Annotated in this window: 17 protein-coding genes; 6 read left to right on the top strand and 11 right to left on the bottom strand. The window is 61.4% G+C overall.

Annotated features, from left to right (window positions below; all coding sequences use genetic code 11):
- Positions 1-356 precede the first annotated feature (356 nt).
- The 3 genes from ACZ52D_RS17115 to ACZ52D_RS17105 all read right to left on the bottom strand — a co-directional run bounded on the left by ACZ52D_RS17115 (position 357) and on the right by ACZ52D_RS17105 (position 2,769).
- Positions 357-1,043 carry a hydrolase gene (locus tag ACZ52D_RS17115; protein ID WP_464443486.1) on the bottom strand — a complete coding sequence of 229 codons (687 nt, stop codon included), beginning with the start codon at positions 1,041-1,043 and terminating at the stop codon, positions 357-359.
- Positions 1,044-1,200: 157 nt separating this feature from the next.
- Positions 1,201-1,827, bottom strand: coding sequence for an alpha/beta hydrolase (locus ACZ52D_RS17110; RefSeq protein WP_464443485.1), 627 nt, complete (start codon positions 1,825-1,827; stop codon positions 1,201-1,203).
- A gap of 9 nt (positions 1,828-1,836) precedes the next feature.
- Positions 1,837-2,769 carry a VOC family protein gene (locus ACZ52D_RS17105; RefSeq protein ID WP_464443484.1) on the bottom strand — a complete coding sequence of 311 codons (933 nt, stop codon included), beginning with the start codon at positions 2,767-2,769 and terminating at the stop codon, positions 1,837-1,839.
- Positions 2,770-2,879: 110 nt separating this feature from the next.
- Here ACZ52D_RS17105 and ACZ52D_RS17100 point away from each other — a divergent pair, with 110 nt between their 5' ends.
- The 3 genes from ACZ52D_RS17100 to tcuB all read left to right on the top strand — a co-directional run bounded on the left by ACZ52D_RS17100 (position 2,880) and on the right by tcuB (position 6,384).
- A complete protein-coding gene (locus ACZ52D_RS17100) occupies positions 2,880-3,797 on the top strand; it encodes a substrate binding domain-containing protein (protein WP_464443483.1) in 918 nt (305 codons plus the stop codon).
- Positions 3,798-3,950: 153 nt separating this feature from the next.
- A complete protein-coding gene (tcuA, locus tag ACZ52D_RS17095) occupies positions 3,951-5,339 on the top strand; it encodes an FAD-dependent tricarballylate dehydrogenase TcuA (protein WP_464443482.1) in 1,389 nt (462 codons plus the stop codon).
- Positions 5,326-6,384, top strand: a complete 1,059-nt coding sequence (gene tcuB, locus ACZ52D_RS17090) for a tricarballylate utilization 4Fe-4S protein TcuB (RefSeq protein WP_464443481.1) — start codon at positions 5,326-5,328, stop codon at positions 6,382-6,384. The genes tcuA and tcuB overlap by 14 nt, the downstream gene beginning before the upstream one ends.
- A 155-nt stretch (positions 6,385-6,539) precedes the next feature.
- Here the strand turns inward: tcuB and ACZ52D_RS17085 are convergent, their stop codons facing one another.
- Genes ACZ52D_RS17085 through ACZ52D_RS17075 form a run of 3 tightly spaced genes read right to left on the bottom strand, consistent with a single transcriptional unit; the run spans position 6,540 to position 8,689 of the window.
- Positions 6,540-7,274, bottom strand: coding sequence for an amino acid ABC transporter ATP-binding protein (locus ACZ52D_RS17085; RefSeq protein WP_222455650.1), 735 nt, complete (start codon positions 7,272-7,274; stop codon positions 6,540-6,542).
- Complete coding sequence (locus tag ACZ52D_RS17080; protein WP_222455651.1) at positions 7,271-7,945, bottom strand: amino acid ABC transporter permease; 675 nt, start codon at positions 7,943-7,945, stop codon at positions 7,271-7,273. Before ACZ52D_RS17080 ends, ACZ52D_RS17085 begins: the two co-directional genes overlap by 4 nt.
- Positions 7,946-7,948: 3 nt before the next feature.
- Positions 7,949-8,689: an amino acid ABC transporter substrate-binding protein gene (locus ACZ52D_RS17075; RefSeq protein WP_464443480.1), complete on the bottom strand. Its 741-nt coding sequence runs from the start codon at positions 8,687-8,689 to the stop codon at positions 7,949-7,951.
- Positions 8,690-9,037: 348 nt separating this feature from the next.
- On the opposite strand from ACZ52D_RS17075, the gene xrtE reads away from it, so the two are divergent.
- Positions 9,038-10,606: an exosortase E/protease, VPEID-CTERM system gene (gene xrtE, locus ACZ52D_RS17070; RefSeq protein WP_464443479.1), complete on the top strand. Its 1,569-nt coding sequence runs from the start codon at positions 9,038-9,040 to the stop codon at positions 10,604-10,606.
- Positions 10,607-10,613: 7 nt separating this feature from the next.
- Here the strand turns inward: xrtE and ACZ52D_RS17065 are convergent, their stop codons facing one another.
- Positions 10,614-10,856 (bottom strand): VPEID-CTERM sorting domain-containing protein, encoded by a 243-nt coding sequence (locus ACZ52D_RS17065; RefSeq protein ID WP_464443478.1) that lies wholly within the window; start codon positions 10,854-10,856, stop codon positions 10,614-10,616.
- 315 nt (positions 10,857-11,171) lie between these two features.
- Complete coding sequence (locus ACZ52D_RS17060) at positions 11,172-11,738, bottom strand: LuxR C-terminal-related transcriptional regulator (RefSeq protein ID WP_464443477.1); 567 nt, start codon at positions 11,736-11,738, stop codon at positions 11,172-11,174.
- Between the two features lie 115 nt (positions 11,739-11,853).
- Between ACZ52D_RS17060 and ACZ52D_RS17055 the strand changes: the two genes are divergently transcribed.
- On the top strand, positions 11,854-13,029 hold the full coding sequence (locus tag ACZ52D_RS17055; protein ID WP_464443476.1) for a thiolase domain-containing protein: 1,176 nt from the start codon (positions 11,854-11,856) through the stop codon (positions 13,027-13,029).
- Positions 13,030-13,054: 25 nt separating this feature from the next.
- Positions 13,055-14,584: a class I adenylate-forming enzyme family protein gene (locus tag ACZ52D_RS17050; protein WP_464443583.1), complete on the top strand. Its 1,530-nt coding sequence runs from the start codon at positions 13,055-13,057 to the stop codon at positions 14,582-14,584.
- A 119-nt stretch (positions 14,585-14,703) separates the two neighbouring features.
- On the opposite strand, the gene uxuA is transcribed toward ACZ52D_RS17050, so the two are convergent.
- The 3 genes from uxuA to ACZ52D_RS17035 form a co-directional block, all read right to left on the bottom strand.
- Positions 14,704-15,864: a mannonate dehydratase gene (gene uxuA, locus ACZ52D_RS17045; protein WP_464443475.1), complete on the bottom strand. Its 1,161-nt coding sequence runs from the start codon at positions 15,862-15,864 to the stop codon at positions 14,704-14,706.
- Positions 15,865-15,929: 65 nt separating this feature from the next.
- Positions 15,930-16,661, bottom strand: coding sequence for an FCD domain-containing protein (locus tag ACZ52D_RS17040; protein WP_222455659.1), 732 nt, complete (start codon positions 16,659-16,661; stop codon positions 15,930-15,932).
- A complete protein-coding gene (locus ACZ52D_RS17035) occupies positions 16,658-18,472 on the bottom strand; it encodes a glycoside hydrolase family 2 protein (protein ID WP_464443474.1) in 1,815 nt (604 codons plus the stop codon). The genes ACZ52D_RS17040 and ACZ52D_RS17035 overlap by 4 nt, the downstream gene beginning before the upstream one ends.
- Positions 18,473-18,475: the final 3 nt, after the last annotated feature.

The raw sequence follows: 18,475 nt of genomic DNA, 5'->3' as shown, positions 1-18,475 counted from the left end.
GCGTGTTCCTTTCGAAAGGCTCATGAGGAAGTCGGGCGAGTTTGGGGTCATGGCAAACGGTGGGGCCATCCCGGCGCAGGTCAAGGGCTTTAAGCGCCGCTTGCGTCGCCCATGGCGCGGTCCCTGATATCGCCGCCGGGCGGACTCGGAGTGTCCTTGGGGTCTCCTGCGCAGCTCCATTCTGCAATTCAAGCCAGTCCGGATCAAATGGGAGTGGCTGTCATCCAGCCCCGAGCGCGCGGCGGAGGTTCAGGTCTGGTATATTCGTAAGCCTCCTTTGGAGCTGTTAGAGCCTGCCGGGCGCTAGCGAAGAGAGCGGGGGGCTCCCGGCAGGCGGCTGGGCGTGGTCCTGCCGGTTATGCAGGGACCGGTGCCAGCGTCTCTCCGCCATGGCTACTGCGGCCGGGGGCTTTGTGCACCATGGTGTAGGCGTAATCGACGCCCATGCCGTAGGCGCCGGAGTGTTCCTGAACCAGCGCGATGGTGGCGTCGTAGGTGTCCTTGCGGGCCCAGTCGCGCTGCCATTCCAGGAGCACCTGCTGCCAGGTCACCGGCACCACGCCTGCCTGCACCATCCGGTCCATCGCGTACTTATGCGCCTCTGCCGTGGTGCCGCCGGAGGCATCGGCCACCATGTAGATCTCGTAGTCGGTGTCATTCAGTGCCGACAGGGCAAAGGTGAGGTTGCAGACCTCGGTCCACAGGCCGGAGACCACGATCTTCTTGCGGCCCTCGGCGGCGCCCTTGGCCAGCGCGTCGCGCACCTTCTGGTCGTCCCAGGAGTTCATCGAGGTGCGCTCCAGCAGCGGGGCTTCGGGGAAGACGTCCAGCAGCTCGGGGTAGGTGCGGCCCGAGAAGCTTTCGGTCTCGACCGTGGTGATGGTCGTGGGAATGCCGAAGATCTTCGCGGCCTTGGCCAGCCCGACGGTGTTGTTCTTCAGGGTCTGGCGGTCGATCGACTGCACGCCGAAGGCCATCTGCGGCTGGTGGTCGATGAAGATCAGCTGGCTGTTCTGCGGGGTGAGGACTTCAAGCTTGGACATGGGGTGCTCCTTGGAGTGCGTTGGGGTGGGGGCGTCTTTGCCGGTGCCGCCGCAGGGGCTCAGGCGGGGGCTGTTGCCGCGGCGCGCGCGGCGGCGGGCGGGAGAGGGAAGCGGGGCAGGACAGGGAAGTTGGGCGGGGCAGCGAAGCCGGGCAGGGTCATGCCGCATCCTCCAATGCCGGGGCCCTGAGGAACTTCGCCAGCGCTTCGATCTCGCCCTGCCGCAGCTCGTGGCCGCCGCCGTGGGTTTCGGTGCGCAAGCCCGCGCCCTGGGCCTTGAACCAGGCAAACAGCGCCTCGCTCTGCGGCCAGGGGCAGATCGGATCGCGCCGCCCGGCGGTGATCAGCACCTTCCGGCCAGCCAGTCCCGGCGCGGGTGCGGGCTGCCACGGGATCAGCGGATGCAGCAGGGCGGCGCGGTCGAACAGGCCGGGCTGTGCCATCAGCACGGAGGCCAGGATGTTCGCGCCGTTGGAATAGCCGAAGCCATAGACCGGAGCGTCCGGATGCGCGGCCTTATGGGCCGCAACGAAGGCCGCCATCGCCTTGGTCGCGCGGGCAAGGTCCGCCATGTCGTAGACGCCTTCGCCGGTGCGGCGGAAGAAGCGGGCCGCGCCCATCTCCGATACGTTCCCGCGGGGGGAGACGATGGACGCCTCCGGCAGGATCTGCTCCGCGAGGCCGAAGAACTGGGTCTCGTCCCCGCCGGTGCCGTGAAAGGCGAAGACCAGCGGAGCACCGGGTTTGCCGGCCTTGGTCAGCGCGTGATAATTGTCGTTGGACATGACAGGTCCTCAGGCTGCGACCGGCGGCAGAAGCTGCTCGATCTGCTGGCGGTAGGGTTCATAGCGGGCGGGCAGCTTCAGCGCCTCGCCCAGGTGCGCGCTGTCTTCATCGCGGTTGAACCCCGGTTCATTGGTGGCGATCTCGAAGAGCACGCCGCCGGGTGTGCGGAAGTAGATGGCGTGGAAATAGTCGCGGTCGATTACCGGAGTGACCTGGTAGCCGGTGTCCAGCAATGCCTTGCGGACCGTTTCCTGGACGGTGCGGTTTTCCACCGCAAAGGCGATGTGATGCACCGAGCCCGCGCCCTCGCCCGCAACCGGGGCATTGGGCAGTTCCTCGAGGTCGATGGTATCGGCCGCATTGCCGCCTTCGACCACGTAACGGGTCAGACCGTGGCCGCTTTCGGCCTTTTGGTAGCCCATGAATTCAAGAAGCTCTCCAGTGGCCGCGGCGTTGCGCAGGCGGAAACGGGCGCCGTGAAACCCGAGGATCCCGGTCTCTTCAGGAACATCTGCCCCGGTCCACGGCGTGCGGCCGCGATGGTCGCTTTCCACAAGGGCAAAGCTGTCGCCGTCCGGCCCGTCGAAGGTGAGGCGGTTTTCTCCGAACGCCATGGATTGCTCCAGGCCTTTGACCTCAAAGGCGGACAGGCGGTTTTTCCAGTAGGAGAGGGCCTGCTTGGGAACCGCGAACTCGGTTATGCCAACCTCTCCGATGCCGCGGGTTCCGCGGGGCATGCGGCCGAAGGGGAAGTAGGTCATGACCGATCCGGGGGTTCCGGCCTCGTCTCCGTAGTACAGGTGGTAGAACTCGGGCGCATCGAAATTCACCGTCTTTTTGACGCGCCGCAGGCCCAGAACCTTGGTGAAGAAGCTGTTGTTTTCATTGGCGTCCGCAGCCATCGAGGTGATGTGGTGCAGGCCAAGGATGTCCTTGATCATGGTTTGTCTCCAGCGCGTGTCTTGCGTTGGAACAAAGGTAGATGAAGGGGACACTTCCAAGAATAGAAACGTTATTGCATTTACTGTTATAGAAAATGCAATAATGGTCTATGCAAGATCTGAAGCCGATCCGAGTCTTTCTTGAAGTTGCCGCGCTGCGCAGTTTTGCGGCGGCGGCGCGCAGTCTGCGCATGACCCCGGCCACGGTCACCCGCACTGTAGCGCGATTGGAAGAAGACCTCGGCCACCAGCTCCTGCTGCGGACGACACGTCAGGTGTCGCTTACGTCGACTGGTGCCCTGGTCGCGGCACGTTACCGGGCCATTGTCGAAGACTTTGACCGGGTGACCCGGGACCTGGAACAGGTGACCCAGCCGCACCGTGGCAGCTTGTCGATCAATGCGCCGATGTCCTTTGGCATGCGGCTGATGCCGGGCCTTGTTGACAGTTTCCGGCTGGCCTACCCCCACATTGCCTTGAACGTCACGCTGGAAGACCAACTGATCGATATTGTCGATGAAGGCGCGGATTTGGCGATACGGATTTCGTCTCCGCCCAAAGACAGGTCCACGATATGGCGCAAAATCTGCGAGGTTCCCCGAATGGCAGTTGCAGCCCCGCGTCTATTTGAACGCTGCAGCCGCCCGCAAACCCCTGAGGATCTGGATCGCAACCACTGCTTGTCTTACTCCTCGCGCGAAACGCCCGATACATGGCGCTTCAGCAAAGGCCCGTTGAAACGCACAGTGACTTCCGGCAGTTCCATCATCTCGAACAACGGGGATTTCCTGTATGAATTGGCGCTTGCAGGGGCTGGCATCGCCGTGCTTCCCGAATTCATCGTTCAAGATGGACTGCGGGACGGGCAGATCGAACGAGTCTTGCCGGATTGGGAAACTGCGCCGCTGTGGTTGTCACTCTACTATCCACCCTATGACGCCCTGCCGCCACTGGTCGCAACTTTTACGGATTTCTTCGAGGCCTATCTGAATGACGCTGATGGGTTCAGGTTCGCTTCCCAACCCTAAAACCGCGCCAAGTTTACCACAGACTGACTTCAGATAGATACGCGGCCAGCGCGAAACGCCCAATTGATGCGGTGATCGCAATAATTGAAGATCAACCGTCATTGGTCAAATCAAATTCCTCCGGCTAGGACGGTCTCAGCCAGGAGGACAGCCATGACCGAAGCCTATGATCTTGCCGTGATCGGGGGCGGCAATGCCGCGCTCTGCGCTGCGATGACCGCTGCCGAGGCGGGCGCCCGCGTGATCATTCTGGAGACCGCGCCGAAGGCCTACCGCGGCGGCAACTCGCGCCACACCCGCAACTTCCGCTGCATGCACGGCGGCCCGCTGGGGCCGCTGGTCGAGGACTACGGCGAGGAGGAGTATTTTGCCGACCTGATGAAGGTCACCGGCGGCAAGACCGACGCGCATCTGGCGCGCCTTGCGATCCGCAGCAGCGAAGAGTGTCTGCCCTGGATGCAGGAGCGCGGGGTGCGCTTCCAACCCTCCCTTTCCGGGACGCTGTCGCTGGCGCGCACCAATGCCTTCTTCATGGGCGGCGGCAAGAGCCTGGTGAATGCCTATTACCGCACCGCGGAAGCGCTGGGGGTGGAGGTGCTCTACGAGGCGGCGGTCACTCATCTGGAACTGGAGGGGGGCCGGATCACGAGGGTCGACTACACCCATGAGGACGGAGCACACTCGATGCGTCCGAAGAGCGTGGTCGTGGCCTCGGGCGGGTTCCAGGCGGATATCGACTGGCTGACCCGCGCCTGGGGGCCTGCGGCGCGCAACTTCCTGATCCGCGGCACGCCCTACAACCGCGGGGTGGTGCTGGCGGACCTGCTGGAGCAGGGTGTCGAGAGCATCGGCGACGCCGACCAGTGCCACGCGGTGGCCATCGACGGGCGCGCGCCGAAATATGACGGCGGCATCGTCACCCGGCTCGATTGCGTGCCGTTTTCTATCGTGGTGAACAAGAACGGCGAGCGCTTCTATGACGAGGGCGAGGACGTCTGGCCCAAGCGCTACGCGATCTGGGGCCGACTGGTGGCGGCGCAGCCGGACCAGGTGGGCCATGTCATCATCGACTCGAAATCGCTGAACCTGTTCATGCCCTCGGTCTTCCCGCCGCTGAAGGCGGACACGCTGGAGGAGCTGGCGGGCATGATGGGACTGCCGCCGGACAAGCTGCGCGAAACCGTGGATGCCTTCAACGCCGCCTGCGGCGATACCTCGGCGTTTCACCCGACCGAGCTTGATGGGGTTGCCACCACAGGACTTGTGCCGCCGAAGACCAACTGGGCCCGGCCGATCAGCGAGCCACCGTTCTACGGCTATTCGCTGCGCACCGGCGTCACCTTTACCTACCTGGGCCTGAAGGTCGACGAGACCGCCCAGTGCCGCACCGCCGAGGGTCCGGTTCGAAACCTCTGGGCCGCGGGCGAGACCATGGCCGGCTCGATCCTCGGGCAGGGCTATCTCGCCGGGTTCGGCATGACTATCGGAACCGTTTTTGGACGCATCGCGGGACGGGAGGCCGCAGCCCATGCAAACCGTTGAACTCATCCAGGAAGCCCGCCGCCAGGCCGAAATCTGCAACGCCTGCCGCTATTGCGAGGGCTATTGCTCGGTGTTTCCGGCCATGCACGCGGGCCGCGCCTTTTCCGACGGCGACATCACCCAGCTCGCCAATCTCTGCCACAACTGCCGCGGCTGCTATTACGCCTGCCAGTACACCGCGCCGCATGAGTTCGAGCTGAACCTGCCCAAGGCGCTGGCGGAGGTCCGCCGCGACAGCTGGGAAGCCTATGCCTGGCCGCAGCCGCTGGCGCGCCGCTTCCACACCCATGGCGGCGCCATCGCGCTGGCACTGGCGCTGGGGTTCGCGGTGATCTTCTGGGCGCTGCGGGCGCTTGGCGGCAGCGGCGTGGACTTCTATGCCGCCCTGTCGCACAATGCGATGGTGGCGATCTTCCTACCCGCCTTCCTGCTGCCGCTGGTGAGCCTTGGCGTGGGCATGGCGCGCTACTGGCGCGCGGTGGACGGGGAGCCGATCCGGCTCGCGCATCTGAAGCAGGCCTTCGGTATGGCGGCAAAAATGAAGAACCTTGCGGCCGGGCATGGCGACGGCTGCAATTTCGAGGACGAGGACCGCTTCAGCCACGCCCGCCGTTACGCGCATCAGGCGGTGATGTATGGGTTTCTGTTGTGCTTTGCCTCGACCTCGGTCGGCACGGTTCTGCATTACGCTTTCGACATGCCCGCCCCTTATCCGCTGTGGTCGCTGCCAAAACTGCTGGGCGTGCCGGGTGGCGTCCTTCTGACAGCGGGCTGCATCTGGATGGCAGCGCTGAAGCTGCGCGCCGACCGGTCGCTGGATGACGAAGGCGCCTTTAGCGGTTCTATTGGCTTCATCCTGCTTCTGGGCTTCGTGGCGCTCACAGGGCTTGCGCTCTATGCGTTTGGCAGCTCAGCCTTGATGCCCGCGCTGCTCGCGGTCCATCTCGGTGCGGTGCTCACCTTCTTTCTGCTCACGCCCTTCACCAAGATGGCGCACGGCTTTTACCGCCTGTTGGCCCTGATCCGCGATGCGCAGAGAACCTGAAGGGGGGACGTCAACGCGAGGTCGGGTCCAAACCTGCCAAGGTCTGAAGCGACCTCGCGTGATCCGATCAAGCCTTCCAACTCCCGTTACTTCGGCTTTGCCTGTGGGCTGGTAATCCGGCCAATCGGCCGACGTTCCGGCCGCGCTCCCGCCTGTCAGCCAGCCACCCGGCTCAGGAAGCGTTTCAGCCGCGCGTCCTGAGGTGCGTCGAAAACCTGCTCAGGCGGTCCCTGTTCAACGATGCGACCGCCATCCATGAACAAGACCCGATCCGCGATATCACGGGCAAAGCGCATTTCATGCGTCACGATCAACATGGTCTGGCGCTTTTGCGCAACCGAGCGCATCAGGTCCAGAACTTCGCCGACCCATTCGGGATCCAGCGCGGAGGTTGGTTCGTCAAACAACATCAGTTCAGAGCCGATGGCCATGGCGCGACCAATCCCCACCCGTTGCTGCTGCCCACCGGACAGGCTGGCGGGATAATTGTCAGCCTTGTCGCTCAGCCCAGTTTCGGACAGGATGTCGCGCGCGCGCTGCTCCGCCTCCTGTCTCGGCCGTTTTTGGACAGTGACCAACGCTTCCATGATGTTCTCAAGCGCAGTCTTGTTCGCAAACAACCCGTAATTCTGAAACACCATCGCTGTCGCTCGGCGGAGGGCCAGGATCTCCCGCTTTCGCGAGTGCGCCGCATCTACCGTGACAGCACCAACCGTGATCCGCCCTGCATCAGGCCGGTCCAGAAAATTCACGCAACGCAGAAGGGTCGATTTTCCGGTTCCCGACGGACCGATGATCACCACCCGTTCTCCGTCTTCAATCTCCAGATTGATGTTGTTGAGAACCGTGGTCTCTCCGAAACGTTTGGTCAGTCCTTCGATACGGATCATCGTGCATATGCCTTGTTCAGACGTGTTTCCAAGCGTTTCTGCAGCTGGCTCAGCGCTTCAACCATGATCCAGTAGAGCACCGCGGCGACAAGAAAGGCCTCGAAGTAAAGAAAGCTTCCGGCAGCTTCTTTTTGGGTCGCGCCCATCATTTCGGTCACGCCAAGCGTAAAGGCCAGCGAGGTGGCCTTGATCATATCGATGAAATAATTGACCAAGGTGGGCGCCGCCGTGCGCGCGGCTTGCGGCAGGATCACTCGGCTCATCATCTGCACCTGCGTCATGCCGATGGATTGCGCCGCCTCCCACTGGCTCCGGTCTACCCCGGTGATGGCTGCCCGGATCGTTTCCGCCATGTAGGCCGCGAAATGCAGCGTCAATCCCATGATCGTCGCCGTCACCCCGTCAATCGCCGTGAGGAAGGACAAGACCTGTGGCAAACCGTAGTAAAAGAGAAACAACTGCACCAGCAGAGGTGTCCCGCGGAAGAAGCTGATAAAGAGCAGTACCAGCGCATCCAGCACAGGCACCCGCGCCACGCGCTCCACCGCCAAGGCCACAGCGAGCACAAGCGCCAGCAGCATTGCCAGCGCCGCGATGGCCAGGGTCAGCGGGATATATCCCGCGATGACGGGGACCAGCCCCAGCATGTATTCAAGGTCCAGTCCCCGCATCGGTTACTGCTCCGTGATGTCGGTACCGAACCACTTGACGGAAATGTCGGCGAGGGTTCCGTTTTCCTTCAGCGTGGTCAGAGCCGCATCTACACGGTCCCGCAGCGCGCGACCTTCTGCGTCGTCACGGAACGGCAAAGCGTTGCGGATTTCGGAGAACGGCTTGCCGGCCAGTTGCAGCGGCAGCGGGCTTTCCTTGATGACCTGCGCAGACGAGATGCGATCCATCACGAAGGCATCCACGCGGCCAAGCGCGGTGTCCTGTTCGATGTTGGATTCATATGTGCGGATGTCGATTTCATCGGCATAGGGCAGGTCGCGCAGAAGCTGCTCGAAGTTTGAACCGAGGTTCACCGCCACGGTTTTCCCGCGCAGATCCTCGACACCGGAGACCTCATCATTGCCTTTCTTGGTCACCACCTGGGCGCCATCAAAGACGTAGGGCTGCGTGAAAACAAACTTTGCCTCCCGCTCAGGGGTGACGGTGATCTGGTTGGCGATGGTGTCAATGCGACCGGCATCCAGCGCCCCGATCAGACCGGAGAAGGACATGGTTTCGAACTCGATATCAAAACCGGCTTCTTCTCCAACGGCGTTCATCACATCGACTTCGAACCCCTGAAGTTCATTCTGCTTCACAAAGGTGAAAGGGAAATAGCCGCCAGACATGCCCACAGTGAGCGTTTCGGCAGCGGCTGCAGTTCCCATGGTCAGTGTCAGGGCGAGTGCGAGAATGCGTTTCATATCTGGACCTTTCAGGTGAGGCTCCATCGATTGGGCCTGTCAAGAACACGTTGGCTGCTCACATAACGGCTTCAGCAGGACCTTCAACCACCTCTGCAACTTAAAAAACCGTTGTCCCACTGACCCCGCAAGCGTGGAATATTGTCAGCGGAGGAGCCATAGGCGTGGACACTTCTGTCCTACCGCCGGAGAACCCAGAGTCCATAGCAGGATAATCCGCCACGGCTGGTCCGCGCATCCGTGCCTGGACAAGCCCATAATTTTGCCACACTCAACAGGTTATCTCGTCAGGGTTGTGTCTCTTTGACAGAGGTTCGGTTGCAACGGCAGGCAGGCATAAAACGACAGGTGGGCATCACGTCGCTTCTGGCCCTTATTGGTCTGGAGAGTATTGCGGTCATCGTGACCTACCAATTTGCCTTTCCTATCGAATGTCACACGACAGATCTGGTCGGATTGTGCCGCGGCCTGCGGATCTCCTTCATCAGCGCGATCTGTGCTGTCACGGCCTTTGTCATCTTGATGTGCACACGTCGCCAAAGCTGGCAGCGATTACGCAATCTGATGCGGGATTCAGGTCGCACCCACCTTTGGGGCCTGATCCACCTGTCAGGCGTACTGATCATGTTCTTGCCGGTGCATCTGATCCCGCCACAGGAGGCGAACGAGAGGTTTGCCCAGGTTTTCATGCTGCTTGCCACAGGCGGTGCCTTGACCGCTGTCGGGGCGCTATGCTGGGTGGTCCGGCCCGCAAACTGGTGGCACTGGTTGAAAGGCGAGAACTTCCAGCCTCTTGCCATTTTGTTGCTGGCAGCCCTGATCCCATTTCTTGCCCAGATGCTGGAGCCCCTTTGGGCCGTCGAGATGGTCTCACAAGCAACCTTTCAGGGAGTCGCGCTGTTGCTTTCAGCGGTGGAGCCAGAGGTCTTCATCGAACCCTCTCGCGCCTGGATCGGGCTGCCAGGGTTCGTGGTGGCCGTCGCCAGCCAATGTTCTGGCATTGAAGGTTTTGCCCTGATCACGGGCTTCATGGCAATCTATGCCATATTGTTTCGAGAAACTTTGCGACAGGGCGTGTTCTGGCTCATGCTTTGGCCCGCTGCGCTCCTGGCAAGTTGGCTCTTTAACATTGTACGGATCACGGTGCTGATCCTCCTTGGCAAGCACGTGTCGCCGGAGCTTGCCGTGAACGGGTTCCATAGTTTCGCCGGCTGGCTCCTTTTCATCATGCTCGCGCTTGGGGTGCTCTACCTCGCCCAGTCCGTGCCTGCACTGCGTCGGATGGAAGGCATCAAACGCGATGACACCACACTCGGCGCCAATCCCATCGCCGCACTCATCATTCCGTTCATCGCGTTCATGGTTTCAGGCATCATAGCGCATGCGTTCTGGGAGAACCCGGCACATGGTTATCCACTGCAAGCGGCCGCCATGCTTGGGGCCCTTCTGTGGATGCGTCGACCTTTGCGCGCCCAGATCCAACTGTCGCTTGACCCTTTTGCAGTCACCGTCGGCCTTGCAGTGGGCGCGGTCTGGGTGTGGTTCTCAGCCCCCGCGCCTAGCGAGGACATGCCAGTCGTCGCCTTGAGCGGCGGCGCGTTTGTGATCTGGGCATTGATCCGAACCGTCGGCACAACCCTTCTGGTCCCGGTGATCGAAGAAGCCTTTTTCCGCGGCTACCTGTTGTCCCGACTTGATACTGGCACCCTGACAGCCAAAGTCGTTGCGGTCTTCGTGTCCACGGCACTGTTTGCGGCCCTGCACGGCCGCTTTGCTCTGGCTGCCCTCGCCGGGCTGCTGTTTGCGGCAGCCATGCTCCGCCGGGGACGGCTGGGCGATGCAGTCGTTGCACATGTTACCGCCAACGCATACATCGCCGCCGTTGCATGGTACACCGGCCAATGGTCCTTGATTTGACCGCCGCTTATTTCGCCTTGCGGCGGCGGTTGAGTTCCCAGGTTAGCACGAGTGCAGCGGCCAAGGCGGCGAGCGCCATGGCGCCAGTTGATGCGTCGATTTCCGGGACTGCGGCTGGTCGGGTTCCCCCCAGTTGCACGTCGACGCCAAGATCCACGCCAACCGTCTGTGCCGAAACAATTGTGGGCAGCGTAGTGAACATTGCGAGCGATGCACTACAAGCCTTGAACATCTTTGTAATACGCGTCATGGATAGACCTCCTCGTAAACAGCTCACCTCATAATTGAAGTGAGTTGTCTAAAAATCAAACAAATCCGCCGTTTGTTCACGCAATCCCGTGCAGTACGAGCTCAAGCCCGATATTGTTTCTGAATCGGCGCTCGTTTGCGACCTCAGATGCAAGTTCCCCTCCAGATTTTGTCGACCAGGCGCGCGTGGTGAACGGACACGCGCTGTGGATTCGCCTGCTTCCGCGCTCAAAAACCAGCAGTGGCGCAGGGCCGATATCAACTGCGTCGCAGCGATCGACATGGCCCAACGCTAGTATTCCCGTGAGACGCGCCTCTAACTCTGAACAATCATTTTGGCGACCAGCTCGGCGGCGTTCTGAACTCCCAGCTTTTTCATGACCGATGCGCGATGGACCTCGACGGTTCGAGGGGATATTCCCATCGCATTTCCGGTTTCCTTACTGGTGTAGCCATTGACGATATAGCGAGCGACCTCACGTTCACGGGGGGTCAACGTCGCCGCATCAGGCGGCCGATGTTCAAGGTGCTGAAAGGTCCACACCATCAACCGAAACGGGTCAGCCGGTGTCAGGGTCCGTCCAGAGGCACGCGTCCAGATGATTTCGCCGCTACGACACTGCATGAACCGCTCATCGGTGTAACGGGGACGACCATCCAACCAGCGCCGCCAGCGAATGCCGGTCTTTTCATAGTCCACGCTGGAAGGGTACAGGATACGAATGGATTGCCCTTCCAGCTCTTCACAACTCCAGCCAAAGATATGCTCGATCTCCGTATTGACCCGCTGGATCACCCTGTTTGACAACACCATCAGGCCAATCGGCGCATCCATAAAACCGGTCAAGTTCAGATCCGCTTCTGAAATCTGGTCGTAATTCAATGCGCCCCCTCCATACTGCACCCGTATCTACGTAGCGTCTACGTAGATTTCTACGTAGTTCTACGAATACCGGCCACAGGTATTTTCCGTCAGGGTCAGCGTGGGAGGACATTTCATGAGCAACGACATCTATATCATCGGTTCCGGCCACACCCGCTTTGGCCGACTGGAGGAGACCCTTGAGAATCTGATCGTCGAGGCGGCACGAGAGGCACTGGAGGAGGCACAAGTTTCTGCGTCCGATATTGATGCAGTCTTCCTCGGGCACTTCAACTCGGGTCTGGTGCCAGATGGATTTGCCTCCTCTCTCATCCTTCAGGCTCATCCGGACTTCCGGTTCAAGCCTGCCACGCGCTGCGAAAACGCCTGCGCGTCCGGGGCGGCCGCGATCCACGGCGGCATAAATGCAATTCGGTCGGGCGCAGCCCGAAACGTGCTCGTCGTGGGTGCCGAGAAGATGACCCACCGGTCAACAGCCGAGGTCACCCAGGCGCTGGCGGGAGCGGGCTATCAAAACAACCCGACCGAAGCCGGGCTGAGCTTTCCGCAGGTGTTCGCAATCGCTGCAAAGCAATACGCCAAACGATACGGCAGCCCCATGGATGCAATGGCGCGCATCGCGGCCAAGAACCACGACAACGCGATGAAGAACCCCTTGGCCCACATGCACAAGCCGCTCACGTATGAATTCTGCCGAGAGGAAAGTGAGCGCAACCCGCTGATCGCTCCGCCGCTGCGCCTGAGCGACTGCTCTCTGGTGACAGATGGTGCCGCGGCGATCGTGCTAAGTGCCGAGAATGCCGAGGCCGGGGATGCGCCTGCACGGGTCAGGGTCGCTGCCGCGGAGCATGTCTCGGACTTCCTGCCCATGAACCGCCGCGACTTTGTCGCCTTTGAAGGACCAGCCCGCGCAATCCGGCAGGCCTACGAGGTGGCAGGCATCACTGTATCCGATCTCGACTTTGCCGAGGTCCATGATTGTTTCACCCCGGCAGAGCTTCTGATCTACGAAGCGATGGGCCTGGCGCCAGAAGGTGAGGGCGCGCGTGCCCTCGAGGACGGCACCGTCTTCGCCGACGGGCGCACGCCGGTGAACCTCTCTGGCGGGCTCAAGGCCAAGGGCCATCCGGTGGGGGCCACGGGGGTGTCCATGCATGCCCTGGGCTTTCGCCAGCTAACCGGCCGCGCCGGCGGCATACAGCGTGCAGGCGCCGAATGGGGTCTTGTTTTCAACATGGGCGGCGCAGCCGTGGCAAATTATGCCACCATTTTGCAAGCTGATCGCGCCTGACACCTATCCGGAACGTCTCAAGACTATGAATATCGCGAACTGGTTGTATCAGACGGCTCGATCATGGCCCTCCCGTCCGGCGCTCTACGAGGGAGACAAACTGCGACAGAGCTATCATGAGCTGATGCAGGCGACCTGCAACCGCGCGGCGTGGTTGCGCGGCCGGCACGGCATTGGTGCGGGGGACCGTGTTGCAATTTATGCAGCAAATGCCCCGGAATACATCGAGGCGCTGCACGCCTGCTGGTGGCTCGGTGCCGTGGCGGTGCCGATCAACCACAAACTGCACCCTCGGGAAGCGAAATGGATCATCGACAATTCCGGCGCAGCCGTGGTCCTGACCCAGTCGGGAGACGTGTTCGCGGAGCATGCGGAAATCTCCGAAGCGCCCCTCGGCGCCCAGATCAGGACGCAGGTCGCCATTTCCCCGCCCGAGCAAGTCGCAGATCAGCATCTTGCATGGCTGTTCTACACGTCCGGCACCACCGGCACGCCGAAGGGTGTGATGCTCAGCCATGAAAACTTGCGCTGCATGACGCTGTGCTACGCAATGGACGTCGACACGGCGCGGCCGGACGACCACATGCTGTATGCCGCACCCATGTCACACGGCGCGGGTCTGTACATGTTCGCGCAGATCCGTGCGGGCGGCCGTCATCTTGTGCCCGCATCGCGTGGCTTCGATTGCGATGAGATCATCCGGCTTGCCGGAAGCCGGGGGGATCTCGTTTTCTTTGCCGCGCCAACGATGGTCAAACGCTTGATCGCTCACGCGAAACAGCTCGGCTACGATGGCGACGGGATCCGCACGATCATTTATGGCGGCGGCCTGATGTACGCCAATGACATCGACGAAGCGCTCGCCTGTTTCGGGCCAAAATTCGTGCAAATCTATGGCCAGGGCGAAACGCCGATGACGATTTCGGTCCTGCCCCGAGACCTGGTCGCAGATCAGTCTCATCCACGTTGGAAAGCCCGTCGTGCCTCCGTTGGGATCGCCCAGGGCGCCGTGACGCTGGCAGTGCTTGGCCCCGATGGCTCCCACTTACCCGCAGGGCAGACCGGTGAAATCTGCGTACGGGCACCAACCGTGATGAGTGGGTATTGGCGAAATGAACCAGCCAGCGAGCAAGCGCTGAGGGACGGATGGCTGCACACCGGAGATCTGGGTCACATGGATGAGGACGGGTTTCTCTATCTCACGGACCGCTCGAAGGATGTGATCATCTCAGGCGGCACCAACATCTACCCGCGAGAGGTCGAGGAAGCCCTGTTGACCCACCCGGCAGTTTTTGAGGTTGCCGTGATCGGCGAACCGGAACCCGACTGGGGGGAGCAAGTGGTCGCCTATGTGGTTCTGGCGCGGGAGCAGACCGTCACGGTTGCCGAGCTGGACAGCTGGTGTCGCCAACAGATCGCAGCCTTCAAACGCCCCAAGCGATATGAGTTCGTCGAAGAGCTGCCCAAGAACAGCTATGGCAAGATCCTGAAGACAGAGCTGCGCAAGCGCAGCGGCCAGTCAGCCGATTCCGGCGCAGCTGGACCGACCGCTTGACGGCATCATCCGCGTTAGTTCACGGCAGGGCTGAGTTCCCTGCCGCCATGTTGGCACGATACTGCGCTGGGGCGTTCCGCACGCTGCAAGCAACCAACTAGGCTAGAAGCCACTGGCTTTTACCGACGTTTTTCAAGCGCATGGATGACCCCGCGCAGCTCTGCAAGACCACGCAGACGCCCGATGTAGGGGTAACCTGGCGTGCTATCGACGCGCTGATCATGCGCCAGCATGTGCCCATGGTCGGGGCGGAAGGGCAGGGACCGCCCCTGCACGACCTCGGCCTCCAACGCCGCCTGCACCATGGCCACCATGTCGACATCACCAGCAAGGTGCGGGGCCTCGTGAAAGCTGACACCATCCTGCTCAAGCGACGTGGCACGCAGATGCAGGAAGTTCACCCGCGCGGCAAAACGGTCGAGCATCTGCGTAAGCGCATTGTCCTTCCGCGCGCCAAGCGATCCCGTGCAGAAAGTAAGGCCGTTCGCGGGACTATTGACCATGTCAAGAATAGCCTCGAGGTCGTTTTCGGTGGAGACCACCCGCGGCAAGCCGAAAATGGGGAAGGGCGGATCGTCCGGATGAATCCCCAGCCGGACGCCGACCTCCTCGGCCACCGGAACCACGTAGCGTAGAAACGCTGCCAGGTTTTTCCGCAGGCGCGCCGCATCGATGTCATCGTAAAGCGCCAACTGAGCGCGAAAGCTGTCGAGGTCAAAGCTTTCTTCCGCACCGGGCAGGCCTGCGATGATGGTACGTGTCAGCGCCTCGCAGGCTTCGGAGGACATATCCGCATAACGCTTTGCCGCGCGCTCGACGATGTCCGGGCGATGATCGCTCAGGGCGCCACTGCGGCAAAGAATATGGATATCAAACACCGCCGCATCCACAGCGTCATAGCGCAGGCACAGCGCGCCATCCGGCAGAGCGTAGGCGAGATCGGTGCGCGTCCAGTCCAGCAAGGGCATGAAATTGTAGCATACCGTGGTGATACCGCAGGCCGCGAGATTTCGGAGAGATTGCGCCCAGGCCTCAGCCTTAACTTCCCAGCCCGGTGCGGCGCGCTTGATGTCTTCATGCACCGGTACACTCTCGACAACCTCCCAGCGCAGGCCCGCATCGGCAATCATGTCGCGCCGCGCCGCGATCGCCTCGACCGGCCAGACAGTTCCGTTGGGCAACTCATGCAGGGCGGTGACGATGCCGCTGGCCCCTGCCTGGCGAATGTCATCCAGTGTTACCGGGTCGTGCGGGCCAAACCAGCGCCAGGTTTCGATCATGCGATCCTCTTGTTCTTGTCAGTCTATGCGCCGGTGGGGAACCGCGCGGGAAGGTGAGACCGGCCTCAGTTCGGCGCGGAAATGGATTGAAACAGGTAGCCATCGAAGGCAGGATCATCGACGTCCGACAATTCCATCAGGGTCTCGCGCACATGCGCCAGATGCTGCCACATGGCAGCCCGCGCGGCGGCGCTGTCCTTGGTCCGCAGGGCGGCCAGGATCCGCTGGTGATCCTCCAGCCAGTTGCGGCGATAATCCGCATCAAAGATGCGGTCGTGCAGCTTGGCCCACATCGGGCTTTGGTCACGTTTGCGCCACAACTCATGCACCATATCGACCAACACGCTGTTTTGCGTGGCTTCTGCGATCAGACGGTGAAACAGCTCGTCGCCGGAATGGTCCGTGCTCCCAGCCTCGATATCGGCCCGCTCCATCTCCAGCGCTTCGCGCATTCGGATAATGTCGTTCTTGGTCACCATCTCGGCGGCAAAGGCAGCGATCGAGCTTTCCAGAAGCTGCCGCGCCTGCAACAGTTCAAAGGGGCCGATATCATCCCGGACAGGCGGTGCGGCGGTGGCCGAAGATGCCGCCAGATAGATACCAGAGCCCTTTCGGACTTCTACCAGCCCGTCGATCTCCAGCATGATCAGCGCTTCGCGCACCAGCGAGCGCGAGACCGACAGGCGCTCAGATAGCTGTCGCTCCGGCGGAAGCCGGTCACCGACCGAAAGCCCGGCATCGCGGATCATCCCCCGAAGCGCCTGCGCCACATCCTGATATCGCCGATATTGGCTCATGCCTGATCCCCCTTGGTTGCTGCCGCTGCATCCCGATCCTGCGCAGCGCGTTCAGCGTAGTACGCAGCAAGCGTATAGAAGGCGGGTTTCCTGGTTTCCTTGTCGGCGGCAATCAACCCCTTGCGGTTCCAGCCGCGCTGAAAAACGCCCTGACGCCGCTCCACTCTAAAGTCATAGAGGATCCACGGAGACATGCCCTTGATGTAGTCGAGTTCGCGAAGCGTAGCGATCTGCTTGCGATAGACTTCATCCTGATAGGCAAGGCTGAACAAACCACGTTCGGGGCCTTGATCCGTGTTATCGCCGTCTGCGCCGGTTTCGGAGATCACAACAGGCCGGTCCGGAGCGGAGTTGCGGCCGATAACGCCCAATTCTTCGAAATTCTCTTCGTACCAGCCATAGTATTCATTGAGTCCAATCACATCAATGTGAGCCGCCAGCCGGTCTTCGATCTTGAGTTTGGCATGATTGACCAAGCAAGCTGCAGAGGTGAGGCGGGTCGGATCTTCGGACTTGGCCAGATCCGCCAGTCCACGCATGAAGTCGAGCCTTGCATCGGTGTCCGGATTTTCATTGCCGACCGACCAGATGATGACGCTGGCACGATTGCGGTCGCGCCGGATCAGTTCGCGCAACTGGTTCTGCGCGTCACGTCGCGTGGCCGGGTTGGCAAAGTCGATGGCCCAGTAGACCGGCACTTCTTCCCACAGCAACAGCCCCAGCTCGTCGGCTATTTCGGCTGCGCGTTCGTGATGCGGGTAATGTGCCAGACGCAAATAGTTGCAGCCCAGTTCCTTTGCATGTGCAAAGCGACGGCGAATGTCCGCGTCTGACGTCACTTTTCCGAGGGTTTCGTCATCCTCATGCACCGAGATGCCCCGCAGGAAAATCGGGCGACCATTCAGCAGTATCTCGGTCCCCTCCCGACGGATGGTGCGGAACCCGACACGATCCTGGATTTCGTCCTCACCAGCAGTCAAGCGCACTTCGTAAAGCTTGGGAGTTTCCGGCGACCAAAGCTCTGGCTTTGCAGAAATTGCGACCTCGCCCTTGCCATCGACTAGCGGCATCGCCACGTCCACGCCCAGCTCCGGGATGGCAAACCGGGCCATATCCGCCGGGCCATCAACCTCGGCAGAGACACGGATCTCGTCACCGTCAAGGCGCACGAACAGGTCGCGGATCACTGTGGATGGCAAATCGTAGAGTGTCACCTCGCGGTAGATGCCACCGTAGTTGAACCAATCCGTGTTGCGCATCGGAACGCGATCAAGGGTGCGCGTGTTGTTCACGCAGAGCATCAGCCAATTCCGGCCGGGTTTCAGCGTTTCCGTAAGCTCCACGCAAAACGGGGTCGAGCCGCCGTAGTGATTGCCGACAAATTCCCCGTTCAGGAAGACCTTGCAGTCATATTGCGCCGCGCCAACACGCAGGATCTGGCGGCGGCCTTCGGACGGCGTATGGGTCAGCGCCCGCGTGTACCAGGCAGACCCTTCGAAGAAATACCACTTATCCTTTTGCATCTGCCAGCAGGAGGGCACAGGCACCGTTTCCCCCATGTAAGGATCGTAATCCCAGGGTTCGATCCGATCTTCCGGTGCCTCCGGCAGCATGGCGAACCACTTCTGCCTGAGGCCGGTGTCCAGCAGATCGACACAGAAGTTCCAATCCCCGTCCAGCGACTGCCCGTGGCGGCCGCGGGTAAAGATCAGCGTATCGGCGTTCAGCGACTGCGTGTTGAAGGGCCGATCATAGTCTTCGTCATGCAGCGCCTGCAGCGCATTATCTGCCAGTTCGGAGCGTTCTAACATTGG

The organism is Leisingera sp. S2M4, assembly GCF_055398055.1.
Note: the sequence above shows the minus strand (reverse complement) of the source record. Positions and strands in the feature narration are given on the sequence as shown.

Coding starts and splice junctions, on each gene's coding strand:
- ACZ52D_RS17035 (WP_464443474.1), bottom strand. CDS start 18,472: ATGTTAGAACGCTCCGAACTGGCAGATAATGCGCTGCAGGCGCTGCAT.
- ACZ52D_RS17040 (WP_222455659.1), bottom strand. CDS start 16,661: ATGAGCCAATATCGGCGATATCAGGATGTGGCGCAGGCGCTTCGGGGG.
- tcuB (WP_464443481.1), top strand. CDS start 5,326: ATGCAAACCGTTGAACTCATCCAGGAAGCCCGCCGCCAGGCCGAAATC.
- ACZ52D_RS17065 (WP_464443478.1), bottom strand. CDS start 10,856: ATGACGCGTATTACAAAGATGTTCAAGGCTTGTAGTGCATCGCTCGCA.
- ACZ52D_RS17055 (WP_464443476.1), top strand. CDS start 11,854: ATGAGCAACGACATCTATATCATCGGTTCCGGCCACACCCGCTTTGGC.
- ACZ52D_RS17050 (WP_464443583.1), top strand. CDS start 13,055: ATGAATATCGCGAACTGGTTGTATCAGACGGCTCGATCATGGCCCTCC.
- ACZ52D_RS17105 (WP_464443484.1), bottom strand. CDS start 2,769: ATGATCAAGGACATCCTTGGCCTGCACCACATCACCTCGATGGCTGCG.
- ACZ52D_RS17075 (WP_464443480.1), bottom strand. CDS start 8,689: ATGAAACGCATTCTCGCACTCGCCCTGACACTGACCATGGGAACTGCA.
- ACZ52D_RS17110 (WP_464443485.1), bottom strand. CDS start 1,827: ATGTCCAACGACAATTATCACGCGCTGACCAAGGCCGGCAAACCCGGT.
- ACZ52D_RS17100 (WP_464443483.1), top strand. CDS start 2,880: ATGCAAGATCTGAAGCCGATCCGAGTCTTTCTTGAAGTTGCCGCGCTG.
- ACZ52D_RS17115 (WP_464443486.1), bottom strand. CDS start 1,043: ATGTCCAAGCTTGAAGTCCTCACCCCGCAGAACAGCCAGCTGATCTTC.
- tcuA (WP_464443482.1), top strand. CDS start 3,951: ATGACCGAAGCCTATGATCTTGCCGTGATCGGGGGCGGCAATGCCGCG.
- ACZ52D_RS17080 (WP_222455651.1), bottom strand. CDS start 7,945: ATGCGGGGACTGGACCTTGAATACATGCTGGGGCTGGTCCCCGTCATC.
- ACZ52D_RS17085 (WP_222455650.1), bottom strand. CDS start 7,274: ATGATCCGTATCGAAGGACTGACCAAACGTTTCGGAGAGACCACGGTT.
- uxuA (WP_464443475.1), bottom strand. CDS start 15,864: ATGATCGAAACCTGGCGCTGGTTTGGCCCGCACGACCCGGTAACACTG.